Annotated in this window: 12 protein-coding genes; all 12 read right to left on the reverse strand. The window is 71.2% G+C overall.

The features are described 5' to 3' along the window. Positions 1-116 precede the first annotated feature (116 nt). Positions 117-2,045: a molecular chaperone HtpG gene (htpG, locus tag OG289_RS05315; RefSeq protein ID WP_327312828.1), complete on the reverse strand. Its 1,929-nt coding sequence runs from the start codon at positions 2,043-2,045 to the stop codon at positions 117-119. Between the two features lie 130 nt (positions 2,046-2,175). Further along, entirely contained in the window at positions 2,176-3,036 is an 861-nt protein-coding gene (locus OG289_RS05320; RefSeq protein ID WP_327312829.1) for a hypothetical protein, read from the reverse strand. 90 nt (positions 3,037-3,126) lie between these two features. Next, a complete protein-coding gene (locus OG289_RS05325; RefSeq protein ID WP_327312830.1) occupies positions 3,127-3,738 on the reverse strand; it encodes a hypothetical protein in 612 nt (203 codons plus the stop codon). A 169-nt stretch (positions 3,739-3,907) separates the two neighbouring features. Next, a complete protein-coding gene (locus OG289_RS05330; protein WP_327312831.1) occupies positions 3,908-5,107 on the reverse strand; it encodes a cytochrome P450 in 1,200 nt (399 codons plus the stop codon). A 17-nt stretch (positions 5,108-5,124) separates the two neighbouring features. Further along, positions 5,125-6,501, reverse strand: coding sequence for an alkaline phosphatase family protein (locus tag OG289_RS05335; RefSeq protein ID WP_327312832.1), 1,377 nt, complete (start codon positions 6,499-6,501; stop codon positions 5,125-5,127). Next, complete coding sequence (gene eboE, locus OG289_RS05340) at positions 6,498-7,694, reverse strand: metabolite traffic protein EboE (protein ID WP_327312833.1); 1,197 nt, start codon at positions 7,692-7,694, stop codon at positions 6,498-6,500. Before eboE ends, OG289_RS05335 begins: the two co-directional genes overlap by 4 nt. A gap of 7 nt (positions 7,695-7,701) precedes the next feature. After that, positions 7,702-8,556 carry a TatD family hydrolase gene (locus tag OG289_RS05345; RefSeq protein WP_327320593.1) on the reverse strand — a complete coding sequence of 285 codons (855 nt, stop codon included), beginning with the start codon at positions 8,554-8,556 and terminating at the stop codon, positions 7,702-7,704. Next, a complete protein-coding gene (locus tag OG289_RS05350) occupies positions 8,556-9,359 on the reverse strand; it encodes an EboA domain-containing protein (protein WP_327312834.1) in 804 nt (267 codons plus the stop codon). Before OG289_RS05350 ends, OG289_RS05345 begins: the two co-directional genes overlap by 1 nt. Positions 9,360-9,455: 96 nt before the next feature. Next, positions 9,456-10,340 (reverse strand): sugar phosphate isomerase/epimerase family protein, encoded by an 885-nt coding sequence (locus OG289_RS05355; protein WP_327312835.1) that lies wholly within the window; start codon positions 10,338-10,340, stop codon positions 9,456-9,458. A gap of 197 nt (positions 10,341-10,537) precedes the next feature. Next, complete coding sequence (locus OG289_RS05360; protein WP_327312836.1) at positions 10,538-11,437, reverse strand: SCO3242 family prenyltransferase; 900 nt, start codon at positions 11,435-11,437, stop codon at positions 10,538-10,540. Then, on the reverse strand, positions 11,380-12,564 hold the full coding sequence (locus OG289_RS05365) for a TIM-barrel domain-containing protein (protein ID WP_327312837.1): 1,185 nt from the start codon (positions 12,562-12,564) through the stop codon (positions 11,380-11,382). Before OG289_RS05365 ends, OG289_RS05360 begins: the two co-directional genes overlap by 58 nt. After that, on the reverse strand, positions 12,455-12,982 hold the full coding sequence (locus OG289_RS05370) for a hypothetical protein (protein ID WP_327312838.1): 528 nt from the start codon (positions 12,980-12,982) through the stop codon (positions 12,455-12,457). The genes OG289_RS05365 and OG289_RS05370 overlap by 110 nt, the downstream gene beginning before the upstream one ends. Between the last annotated feature and the right edge of the window lie 15 nt (positions 12,983-12,997).

Below are 12,997 nucleotides of genomic sequence, written 5' to 3' on the forward strand. Positions count from 1 at the left end.
CACGACTGCAGAGCATCGTAAGCCCGATTGATTGACTCAAGCAACTAGCATGTTCGGTGTGCGATCGGTGAAGAAACCGGGCAGGCGCGCCCCTGCCCGGAATCCCCCGCCGGTGGTTACAGCGCTCGCTCCAGGTGGTCCGCCACCAGCTTCACGAACCGTCCGGGCTCCTTCGGCCGCCCGCCCTCGGCGAGGACCGCCAGACCGTGCAGCAACTCGGCGGTCTCGGCGAGCCCCGCGCGGTCCTCGCGCTCCTTGTAGGCCTGGTTCAGGCCCTTCACGAGCTGGTGGTCGGGGTTGAGTTCGAGGATCCGCAGGGCGCGCGGCACCTCCTGCCCCATCGCGCGGTACATGTTCTCCAGCGCCGGGGTGAGGTCGTGCGCGTCGGAGACGATGCAGGCCGGGGACACGGTGAGGCGGGACGACAGCCGCACCTCCTTGACGTCCTCGGCCAGCCGCTCCTTCATCCAGCCGAGCAGACCGGCGTACTCCTCGCTCCGCTTCTCCCGCTCGCCGTCGGCCTTCTCGTCGTCCTCCCCGCCGAGGTCGACCTCGCCCTTGGCGACGGACCGCAGCGGCTTGCCCTCGAACTCGCCCACCGCGTCGACCCACACCTCGTCGACCGGGTCGGTGAGCAGCAGAACCTCGATGCCCTTCGCCCGGAACGCCTCCATGTGCGGGGAGCTCTCGATGCTCTGGCGGGACTCGCCGGTCAGGTAGTAGACGGCGTCCTGCCCGTCCTTCATCCGCTCCAGGTAGCTCTTCAGCGTGGTCGGCTCGTCCTCGCTGTGGGTGGTCGCGAACGAGGAGACCGCGAGGAGGGTGTCGCGGTTGTCGGTGTCGGTCAGCAGTCCTTCCTTCAGGACCGCGCCGAACTCCCGCCAGAACGTGGCGTACCGGTCGGGGGCCGCGGTCATCATGTCCTTGACCGTCGACACGACCTTCTTGGTGAGCCGGCGCTGCATCATCTTGATGTGCCGGTCCTGCTGGAGGATCTCGCGGGAGACATTCAGCGAGAGGTCCGCCGCGTCGACCACGCCCTTGACGAAGCGCAGGTACGGCGGCAGCAGCGCCTCGCAGTCGTCCATGATGAAGACGCGCTTCACGTACAGCTGCACACCGCGCTTGTAGCCCTGGTTGTACAGGTCGTGCGGGGCGTGCGAGGGGACGAACAGCAGCGCCTGGTACTCGAAGGTGCCCTCCGCCTGGAGCCGGACGGTCTCCAGCGGTTCACGCCAGTCGTGGCTGATGTGCTTGTACAGCTCGTGGTACTCGTCGTCGGACACCTCGTCGCGCGGGCGCGCCCACAGGGCCTTCATCGAGTTCAGCGTCTCGGGTTCGGGCGCGTCGTCGGCGGTTTCGGAGGTGTCGGCGGAGGTGTCGCCGCCCACCGCCGCCGGGACCATGCGGATCGGCCAGGTGATGAAGTCCGAGTAGCGCTTGACGATCTCCCTGATCGTCCAGTCCGAGGTGTAGTCGTGCAGCTGGTCGTCGGAGTCGGCCGGCTTGAGGTGCAGCGTGACCGTCGTGCCCTGCGGCGCGTCGTCCACCCGCTCCAGGGTGTACGTGCCCTCACCGCGCGACGACCAGCGGGTGCCCTGGCTCTCGCCGGCCCGCCGGGTCAGCAGCGTCATCTCGTCGGCCACCATGAAGCCGGAGTAGAAGCCGACGCCGAACTGCCCGATGAGCCCCTCGGCCCCCGCCTCCTCCTCGGCTTCGCGCAGCTCCTGCGCGAACTTCGCGGTGCCCGAGTTGGCGATCGTGCCGATGAGCCGGCCGACCTCCTCGTACGACATACCGATGCCGTTGTCCCGCACCGTCAGGGTGCGGGCCTCGGCGTCGGTCTCGATCTCGATGTGCAGGTCGGCGACGTCGGCGTCGAGCACGTCGTCCCGCAGCGCGGCGAGACGCAGCTTGTCCAGCGCGTCGGAGGCGTTGGAGACGAGCTCGCGGAGAAAGACGTCCTTGTTCGAGTAGACCGAGTGGATCATCAGCTGCAACAGCTGACGGGCCTCTACCTGGAACTCAAACGTTTCGGTCGACATGGCTGGCGTGTACCTCACAGGTTCCGGAGTCTCCTGGACTGGCGAGAGCCACTGTAAAACACCAAGTCAGGTTGGCATGCCCGCTGTTCCAGACCGTCCCCTTCGGATTCGTACGAACGGTCGGGCGCCCTCAGCGCATGAGCGCGCCTCGGAGCGTGAGGCCGTAGCCGACGCGCAGGCGTCGCAGTTCCCACAGGGCCACGGCGGTGACCGAGAGCGGGGCGCCCAGCATGAGCGCGATCCGCACCGGTCCGGGCACGCCCTCGTACGCCCCGGTGAGCAGGTCGATCAGCGTCATCTCCCACACGAGCACCAGCGCCAGCAGCGGCGGGACCGTCTCGTGGATGTCCGCGGTGCGGAAGACGTGCACGAGGGACATCCCGACGCCGTAGACGACGAACGGGAGGATCCACAAGAGCGTGAACAGCGTGACGAGGCCGGTGATCACCGACATCACGGGGTTCGTGGCGAACCGCCCGCCGACGAAGCCGGTGAGCACGGACGCCGGGAACACGGCGACCCCCGCGATGATCGCCACGATCGAGCCGAACGGCTTGGCCGCCCGCCGCAGCAGCTCCTGCCGGGCCGGTGGACGGGCCACGCCGATCAGCACACCGACGACCACCGGGAAGGTCACGGACAGGACGAGGACGTTGATCCAGGACTGGTTGGCGCGGTCGCTCGCGAGATCCCCCACGGACGCCACGAGTCTGTAGGAGAACATCACCCACACCACGGCGCCCAGGCCGACGAGGGTACGGATCTTCTGCATGCGGGCGACCACCGGATCGTCGACCCGCCCGGGCCGTGAGGGCCGGAAGACCTTGCGCCCGACGGCGATCGGGCCGACCGCCCGCCACAGCCGGCGGAACGGCCCCACGCGCCGCACGGGCGGCGGCACCGGCGGCGGGCCGTACGGCTGGTACGGCTGGTACGGCTGGTGGTGAGGGTCGTACGGTGGCCGACCGCCCTGCTGGTTCCAGGCGTTCATGGTGAGGGCTCCCCCGAGTCGCGGCTGATGTGACGGACGCGTCGCGGAATCTTAGTGGCCGCATGCGCGCATGCCGGAGATACCGGGAAATCAGCGCGGAATCTCCTCCACCTCCGCGAAGCCTTCCGTCCGGCTCCACCGAAGCCGGGTCAGCGACTTTGTGGAGACCTCGCTGAAGACCAGTTCCCGCGTGTCGTTCACGGCGACGACCTCCGCCCAGCCGTCGAAGTCCTCGGTGAGCTTCGTGTCCCAGCGGGACAGGTCCCCGACGCCGACCGCGGCGAGGGACTCCGTCGGCGGTTCGCCGTCATAGCAGTAGTCGCCCCAGTCCGCGATGACCGCGACCGCCTTGTCGAACGCCTTGAGCGTGAGGCTGTGGCACCGGTCCGTCGCCGTCGCGTACACCACGCGCGGCGCGCTCCACGCTCCGGCGCCCGCGTCCCGGTGCCGTTCGACGAGCCCGTGCCCGGCGACGTACGACATCCCCACGCGCCGGCCGTCGGACAGCTCGGCCTCCTCGTCGAACCGGGGGGTGGTGGGGGTCGTCGAGGCGGCCGTCCCGGTGGCTCTGGCTGTGGTGGTCGTCGCCTCGCCCCTGTCTCGGTCTCCGTCACCACCTCCGTCTCCGGGTCCGCCGCAGGCCACCGCGACCCCCACCATCAGCGCCGACCCCGCCAGGGCCCATCGCCGGTCTCCGTTCATCCGCATCCCTCCATGTTCCCCTTGCACGAGGGTGCCGGTGCCGGTGTCGGCGGGCGACGGCGCGCCGTACCGCGCCCCGTCGGACCGGACGGCGGCTGAGCCGCAAAAAAACGCCGGTCGAGCCGCACGCGCCGGGTGAACGGCGTGCGCGGCCCTCCCGCCCCTTCGGTCACCAGGCCACCGGCAGCTCCCGCACCCCGTGGACCGCGCGTCCCTCGAACGCGAGTTCCTCCGTCGCCGGGCCGGTCAGCCGCAGGCCCGGCAGGCGGTGGAACAGCATCGGCAACGCGATCTGGAGCTCGGCCCGGGCCAGCGACTGGCCGAGGCAGTGGTGCAGACCGTGGCCGAAGGCGAGGTGCTGGCCGGCGTCCCGGGTGAGGTCGAGCGTGTCCGGGTCGGCGAACACGGCGGGGTCCCGGTTGGCCGCCTGCAACGCGACCACCACGCCTTCGCCGGCCCGGACGGTGACTCCGCCGATCTCGACGTCCTCGGTGGCGATACGGCGCAGCCCGATGTGGACGACGGTCAAATAGCGCAGCAGTTCCTCCACCGCATTCGGTACGAGGTCCTCGTCGGCGCGCAGCGCGGCCAGTTGGTCCGGGTGGCGCAGCAGGGCGACGACGCCGAGGGAGAGCATGCTCGCGGTCGTCTCGTGCCCGGCGATGAGCAGTTGGACGAGCAGTCCGGCCGCCTCCGCCGGGGTGGCTTCCCCGGTGGCGACCCTTTCGGTGGCGAGCTTGCTCATCAGGTCGTCGCCCGGTGCTCCCGACTTGGCGGCCAGGAGTTCCTGGAGATAGCCGAAGAGCGCCGCCCAGCCGGCCCGCATCGCCTCCGGTCCGGCCGAGACGGTGGCGAAGGCGGCGGCCTGCCGGTGGATGAAGTCCCGGTCCGCGTACGGCACTCCGAGCAGTTCGCAGATGACGAGGAGGGGCAGCGGCAGCGTGAAGTGCTCGACGAGGTCGGCGGGTTGCTCCTGCTTGACGAGGCCGTCGAGGAGTTCCCCGGTGATCTTCCGGATGGCGGGCCGCAGTTGCTCGACTCTGCGGAAGGCGAACTCGGGGATGAGCATGCGGCGCAGCCGGGTGTGGTCGGGCGCGTCCATCGCGAACAGCTGGCCGGGCGTGCGCGGCGGCGGAGTCGGCTGGAGCCCGGGGAATCCCGGCCGGACGTTCTCCGAGCTGAACCGCGCGTCGCTGAGGACGGCGCGGGCGTCCTCCTGCCGGGTGACCAGCCAGGGGTGGATCTCGCCCCACAGGCTGATCCGGGCGAGGGGCCGCTCCATGACCCAACGCCCGTACTCGGCGGCGGGATCGAGGAGGGGACGGTGCTGGGGCAGGGGCGGCGGGGTGGCGGTGTCCGACGAGTGCATGTGGGGGGCTCCAGTGGTCAGGGGGAGGTGATGCCGGCCAGCGTGAGAAGGAGGTCCTTGACGTCCGTCGCGTCGATCTCGGCGCGCGCGAGACCCGGCGTCGAGCACAGCAGGACGGGGCTGTCCTGCGGGTCCTGGGGCAGCCGACCGTGACTGCCGCGCACGCCTGAGGGGTCCAGCGGGACGGTTCTGATCCGGTAGCGCAGCCCGGCCTTCTTGCGGGCGACCTGGCCGATTGCGCGTGCCTTCACGCCGGGCACGGTGGGGTCGTACAGGAGTTCGGCGGGGTCGTAGCCGGGTTTGCGGTGGATCTCGACCTGCCGGGCGAAGTCCGGGGCCCGCTCGTCGTCCAGCCAGTAGTAGTACGTGAACCAGGCGTCGGACTGAGCGACGGCGACCAGCTCTCCCGAGCGTTCGTGCGCGAGTCCGTGCCGGGCCTTGCCCTGCTCGTCGAGCACCTCGTCCACACCGTCGAGCCCGGCGACGATCTCGGCGGTCCTCGCCAGGTCGGTGGGGTCGCGGACGTAGACGTGGGCGACCTGGTGGTCGGCGACGGCGAAGGCACGGGACGTCCAGGGGTCGAGATACTCCATGCCGTCCTGCGTGTGCACTTCGAGCAACCCGGCCCTGCGCAGGGCACGGTTGATGTCGACCGGCCGGGAGGCGGGCGCGATCCCGTACTCGCTGAGGATCACGACCGTGGCGTCCTCGCGCCGGAAGTGGTCGAGCAGCGGGCGCAGGGCGTCGTCGAGCCGTCGGGCCTCGCGGGCGGACCGCGCCGAGTCGGGGCCGGAGCGCTGGGGTTCGTAGTCCAGGTGCGGCACGTAGACCAGGGTCAGGTCGGGGCGGTGCTCGTCGAATATCTGGCGGGCGGCGGCCAGGATCCACTGGCTGGAGGGCAGACCCGCGTTGGGCCCCCAGTAGGTGAACAGGGGGAACGGGCCGAGTCTGTCGGTGAGTTCGTCGTGCAGGGCGGGCGGCCAGGTGTAACAGTCGGGTTCCTTGCGGCCGTCCGAGTAGTAGACGGGACGTGGGGTGACCGTCAAGTCGACGTCGGCCCCCATGGCGTACCACCAGCAGACGTTGGCGACCTTGTAGTCGGGCTTGCTCCTGCGCGCGGTGTCCCACAGTTTCTCGCCGCCGACCAGCGCGTTGTGCTGCCGCCACAGCAGGACCTCGCCCAGGTCGCGGAAGTACCAGCCGTTGCCGACGATGCCGTGCTCGGTGGGTGGCACGCCGGTGAGGAGGGTGGACTGCACCGAGCAGGTCACGGCGGGCAGCACGGGGTTGAGCCGGGCCTGGAAACCCTGCGCGGCGACGGCCGAGACGGCGGGCATGTGGCGCAGCATGCGGGGGGTGAGGCCGACGATGTCGAGGACGACCATGCGCGTCATGAGACACGCTCCTTTCGCGGGTGGGCTGTGGGCTCCTGGACCAGACCGAGCTCCTCGAACCGGTCGCGGGTCCAGGCCAGTTCGGCGGCGAGACCCGCGACGAGGGTCTCGCGGTCGTGCGGCCGAAGGTGTCCGGGCAGGACCGACCAGGTGTAGGTCTCGACCTCGACGTGGTCGCAGACGGCCTGCGGACCACCGAGCAACTCGCGCAAGGAGGTGGTCAGTTCGTCCGCCGTGGTACGCAACGGCGGTTCGGGCTCGGCGTGCAGCGGGGCGTGGAAGTGCACGCGCCAGGCGGAGCTCGGGTCCAGCTCTCCGGCGAGGGCGTCCGGCAGGTCGTCCACACCGGAGACGACGCCCTGCGAGGCGGTACGCGTCTGATGCAGGAAGCGGGGCTCGGCGAACCGGGCGAGGGCCGCCCGCGCCTCCGGGTCGGCCGGGTCGTCGGCCTGGAGGGCGCTGGACGCCTGGACCTTGACGACCGGGAGTCCGGCGTCGGCGAGGCGGCGCAGTGCCTGTGCCGGTTCCTCGAACTGCACGGCCAGATGGCAGGTGTCCAGGCAGACGCCGAGCCGCTCCGGGTCCAGTCCCCCGAGCTCCCGGGCCGCCTGGACGGTGTTCTCCACCACGCATCCCGGTTCGGGCTCGAAACCGACCCGGATGGTGCGGCCGGTCTCGCGCTCCAAGTCGGCCAGCTCCCGGGCGAGTTCGTCCGACGCCCGGCGAGCCGTGTCACGGGCGGCCGTAGGCCAGGGGGCGCGCCAGGCCAGGGGCAGCGTGGAGACGCTGCCGCGCCGCGCGTCGTCGGGGAGCAGCCCGGCGAGCACCCGGGCGCAGTCGATCGTGTAGCGCAGACGCGCGGGGTCGGTCCAGTCGGGCAGGTAGACGTCCTTCTTGACCACCTCGCGGTGGAAGCCGCCGTAAGGGAAGGCGTTGAGGGTGACCGTCTCCAGGCCGCGAGCGGTCAGTTCGGCGCGCAGGCGGCGTACGGCGTCGGGCCGGGCGGTCAGCTCGGTGACGACGTCGTGGGCCAGCCACAGACCGATGCCGAGCAGGCCGACGCCGAGGCTCTCCCGTACGGGCTGCGCGTACGCCGCGAGCTGGTCCACCACTCCGTCGAGGTCCTCGGCCTGGTGGACGTTGCTGCAGTAGGCGAGATGGACGGTCGTGTCGTCGGGGTGTCGGAAGCGCACCGCGGGTTCACTCTCCGCCGCGCTTGATGGAGTTCCCCGCGAACAGAGCAGTGTCGTCCGGTTTGACGTCCTCGAGGTCGAGCCGGCCGCTCTGGCCGTAGAAGGCCACGGGGTTGCGCCACATGACCTGGTCGACGGTGTCGTCGTCGAAGCCGGCGGTGAGCATCGCGTCCGCCGTCTTCCGGGTCTTGAGCGGGTCGCTGCGGCCCCAGTCGGCGGCGGAGTTGACGAGTATGCGCGCGGTGCCGTGCTCCTGGAGGATGCGCACCATGCGGTCCTCGCTCATCTTGGTGTGCGGGTAGATGGAGAAGCCCATCCAGCACCCGCTGTCGGCGACCATGGTCACGGTGAGTTCGTTGAGGTGGTCGACGAGGACGCGCTCGGGCGGGATGCCGGACTCGCGGACCACGTCGAGGGTGCGCCGGGTGCCGACGGCCTTGTCGCGGTGCGGAGTGTGGACCAGCACCGGCAGGTCGTGCTCGACGGCGAGTTCGAGCTGCCGGGCCAGGGCCTCGTCCTCCTCGGGGGTCATGGAGTCGTAGCCGATCTCGCCCACGGCGACCACCCGGTCCTTGGCCAGATAGCGCGGCAGGACGTCCAACACCCCTGCGCAGCGCGGGTCGTTGGCCTCCTTCGGGTTGAGGGCGATGGTGCAGCGGTGCTGTATGCCGAACTGCGCGGCGCGGAAGGGTTCCCAGCCGAGCAGCGCGTCGAAGTAGTCGGTGAAACTGTCCACGGAGGTGCGCGGCTGGCCGAGCCAGAAGGACGGCTCCACCACCGCCCGGACGCCGGCCGCGTACATCGCCTCGTAGTCGTCCGTCGTGCGCGAGGTCATGTGGATGTGGGGGTCGAAGATACGCATCATGCGGCTCCTGCGGGCGCGGTGGCGGAAGCGGTGACAGTGACAGTGACGGAATCGGTGGCCGTGGCGGTGGCTGTGCCTGTGACTGTGGCGGAGTGGGCGGCGAGGGCTCGTACGGCCGCGGCGCGGCGTTCGGGCACGGGTGAGTGCGCTTCCGCGGGCAGCCCGGAGGCCTCCAGCGTGCCGGGGTGGGCGTGCAGGAGCGGCCAGACGTCGGCGGGGACGTCACGGCCGGCGGCGACCCGTTCATGGGCGAAGTCGGCGAGCATACGGGCGAGTTCACTGTCGGCGCGCTCCTCGAGACCCGCCACCCGGTCGAGGGGGATGTCGCAGAAGACGCACTTCAGTACGGCGTGCCGGTAGCCGTCGTAGTCCAGGTGACGGGCCGCGTACGAGCCGAGGGCCGCCTCGATCAGGTCCGTGTCGTTGCCCCGCAGCGCCTCGCGCACCAGCGGCAGCCCCCGGTCGGCGAACGAGGCGTCGGCGTCCTCCAGCAGGGCCAGCGAACGCAGCACCGCCCGTTGCTCGGCGGCGTCTCCGTACCGGTGGAGCGCGGTGACCTCCTCGGCGAGCGCCGCTCCGCGCAGCGGCAGGGCCGCGAGCAGCCGGGCTCGGGCGGCGTCCGCCACCGTCCAGCCTTCGACGAGCGGTCCGCGCCCGCAGTGCCGGCCGACCGCCGGGAACGCGGTGCGCACGGCCGCCGGGTCCTGGCCGACGCGGGCGACGGCATCGGCCAGCCAGTTCCGGGCGTCGGCGGTGAGCTGCCGGTCGAGGGCGGAACGGATACGGATATCTGGGTCCACCGCGCATACCTCCTGTTTGGCTGCGCGTACGACAACGGCCGTACGGGGGGGGTGGGGGGTGATGGTGCTCGACGGAGCGACGGGATCGCCGCGGCGTCAGAACGGCTCGGCGGCCTTGAGGAACTCCAGGGACCGAAGGGCGACTTCGGGAGCGTCCAGAGACGCGCCCTGGATCTCCACCGAGACCGGTCCTCGATAGCCGGAGGCCTTGAGGGCGGCCAGGACGGGCGGGAAGTCGATCTCGCCCGCACCGAATTCGAGGTGCTGGTGCACACCTCGCCGCATGTCCTCGATCTGCACGTTCACCAGATGCGGTGCCGTGAGTGCGACGCAGTCGAGCAGCGGGAGGTCGTCGACGCAGTGGGCGTGGCCGATGTCGAGGGTGATACCGAACAGGTCGGGGCCGCCGAGCCGGTCGCGCAGCTCCAGGACCCGTTCCACGGTGTCGACGAACATGTACGGCTCGGGCTCGAACCCCAGGGCCACGCCGTGCTCGCGGGCGATGTCAAGGACCCCTTCGCAGCCCGCGGTCAGCCGCTTCCAGGCCTCGTCCTCCGGCACCCCGTCCGGCGCCGGGCCGCTGCACAGGTGAACGGCCGGGGCGCCCAGGTCGGCCGCGATGCGCACGGCGCGGGCCAGCAGATCGACGCGCCGCTCGGCGCCCGTGGCCGACATGAGCGTGGGGATGTGCTTGTGCCACGGGTCCAACAGGTACGGCGCCCCGGTCTCCACCATGACAGCCAGCCCGAGCCGGTCCAACCGCACTGCGAGAGCGTCGACTTGGCGGGCCAGGTCGGACGCGAACGGATCCAGATGACCATGATCGAGGGTGAGACCGACCGAGTCGTACCCCAGGTCGGCGAGCACGGTCAGCGCATCCTCGAGCCGGTGATGCGCAAACCCATTGCTCCCGAACCCATACCGAAGCCGCTCCGAGGGAGCGGAGGTTGAGCCACCGAGGGCCTGGCCAACTGGGGACACACTGCCGAGGTCCGGCCCACCGGGTCCTGGCCTACCGGCCGGCAAGCTGCCGGGACTCGGCCTCTCCGGGCTCGGGCCACCGGCCGCCGGGCCACCGGAACCTGAAGCACCCAACCATGCCCCGCCGGATGCCTGTCCACCGGCGCCAGGGCTGCCGGGCCATGGCCCACCGTGCCCCGGACTGCCCGCCCCCGGCCTCATGTGGGCGACACCTTGCGGGCGAGCCTGCGTGCCAGCGGGTGTGCCGCGGCCAGGGCTCCGGCCAGGGCCGCACCCCCACCGCCCGCGGTGAGCGACGCCTGAAGAGGCATCAGGGACATGATCCCGGTGCCCACGGCGCCGCGGACGTTCTTCGCGGACGGCTCCCGCGCCGCACGCGCCTGCGCCGTCCCGTACGAGGCGAGGTAGCCGAGTGCGCCGACGACGGCGCCGATCCGGGCCGCCGGGTTCCGGCGTCGTAAAGACGGAAGTGCCGCCGCGGCCACGGCGGTTGCCGTGCTGCCGGCCAGCGTGGCGGCGGGCACCGTGCGCGGCGCACCGGACACCTCGTGACGGCTCAGCGCCGTGACGGTGTAGGTGTGCGCGCCGACCAGCAGTGCCGCCGGCACCGCGGCCGACCGGCGCCCGGGCTCCGCTCCGGCCAGCACGTTCAGCGCCCGCGCACCCGCCATGGCGGCGGGACCGGCGACGGTGGACTTCAGCCGCAGGTCGTACGCCCAGACCAGCCCGGTCAGCGGAAGCGCCACGCCGAGCGCCCGCCGCCCACCGGCCAGCGCGGCGAGGCCGAGGCCCGCCGCGGTGAGCCCGCACGCGGTGGCCAGCGCGGTGCGGCGGGCAACTCGTCCGGAGGGTATGGGGCGTTCGGGGCGTTCCACCGCGTCGACAGTGGCGTCCGCGTAGTCGTTGAGCGCCATCCCGGCCCAGTAGAGGGCCACGGACGAAGCCATCGTCGCGACGATACGGGGCCGGGCCGTCCCGGTGCTCGCGACGGCACCGGCGAGCACGTCACCGGGCACACTCAGCGCTGCCGGAAGGCGGATCAACTGCGCCAGATCGGCAAGGCGTGGGGAGGAGGAGAAGTCGTTCGGGCCGTGCATGATCGGACTCTACGTCCAACATTTTTGACCTTCATATACCTCACCTCCATCATTTGTGTGAAGAAACCGTGTGTGCGCAATCTCGAACATCGCGCACCCAGGGCGTCCCACCTCGGAGGCAGCTTCGTCGCACCGCGGCGATGCCCTCCAGGCCGGATTCGGCGAAGGCGGCCTGGAGGGCAGTCCTGACCGTCGCGACCTCGGCGAGTGCACCGCCGCGGCCCACGCGGAAGCCGTCGACGGTGCCCGAGGTCGGGTTCCGGACATGGACGAACCTGTCGGCGACGGCGATGTCGATGACGCCCTCTCAGGACGGCGCGGCGGCGATGCCTGCCGGGATGGGTGAGGTCCAGCACGGCCGTGTCCGGGTGCGTGCCGCCCCAGACCTGGCTTACCCAGGTGGCGCCGGAAACGGTGCGCAGGAACCAGCCGTTGCCGTCCACCCCGGTGAAGTACGGGCTGTCGACGCCGACGTACGGGTTCATCCAGAGCGAGACGTGGAAGCCCTGCCCGGCCAGGTCGGCCATCAGCCCCCGCGGGTCGGGGAACGCCTCGGTGTCCCAGCTCATGTCGGACCAGGAGCCGTGGCGCTGCCAGAACGTGTCGATGTGCAGGACGTCGCAGGGGAAGCGGTGTTCTCGGATCCGGCGGGCGCGCTCGCGTACTTCGGCTGCGCTGTCCTGGCGGAAGCCGCCGGAGATCCAGGGGCCGAAGGCCCACTTCGGGGGCAGCAGGGCGGGGCCGGTCAGGTCGCGGTACGCGGTCAGGCACTCGGCTGGGGTGCCGGTGATCAGGTAGTAATCGAGCACCTCGTCGGGGACGGTTGTCGACCAGGCGCCGGTGTTGCTGTGGGCGAGGTCGAAGGAGGCCGCGGTGGTGGTGTCCACGAGGACGGCGTAGCCCCGGCTGGAAAGCAGGAACGGGACCGCCATGCAGGAGCGGGTGCCGGTCGAGCCCTGGGCGTCCTCGACCCAGCAGTCGACACGTTGTCCGCGCAGGTCCGGGCCGGTGAAGCGTTCACCGAGGCCGTAGAAGTGCTCGTCGGGTTCGGTGATCCAGCTGTCGGTGGGCCAGGCGGCCGTCCCTGAGTTCGGTGACGCCGAACGGCAGCACGGTCGTACGGTCACTGGGATCGCTCACGTCGGTGGCCTGGCGCAGGGTGAGGCCCTGATGGTCTGTCAACTCCATGGCGAACGGCGAGAGATGGATGTCCGCGCGCAGGGCGTCGAGGTGCGGGGTGAGCGTGTTCGGCGACCGCTCGACAGTGCAGCCGGTGTCCGTCGCTGCGGTGACGACGGCTACTCGGGGTGCGGTCGGTACATCGGCCATCCGCAGCGTGACCCGCAGGGTGTTGCCCGTCGCGGGGCGCAGGCGGAGCATGCCGGTGCGCCCGGCTGCGGTGCGAACCTCCAGGGTTGCGCCGCCCCTGTCGGCGTGGGCGACGGCGGCGCCGGTCACCGGGTCGAGTGCGGTGGGCCCGGCGGGAGTCAGGGGCGGAGGCGGTGCCACGAAGAGCGCGTGGTCACGGGGATGCAGTGAGGACATGATGTTTCCCAGCGG

Source organism: Streptomyces sp. NBC_01235 (assembly GCF_035989285.1).
GTDB lineage: Bacteria > Actinomycetota > Actinomycetes > Streptomycetales > Streptomycetaceae > Streptomyces.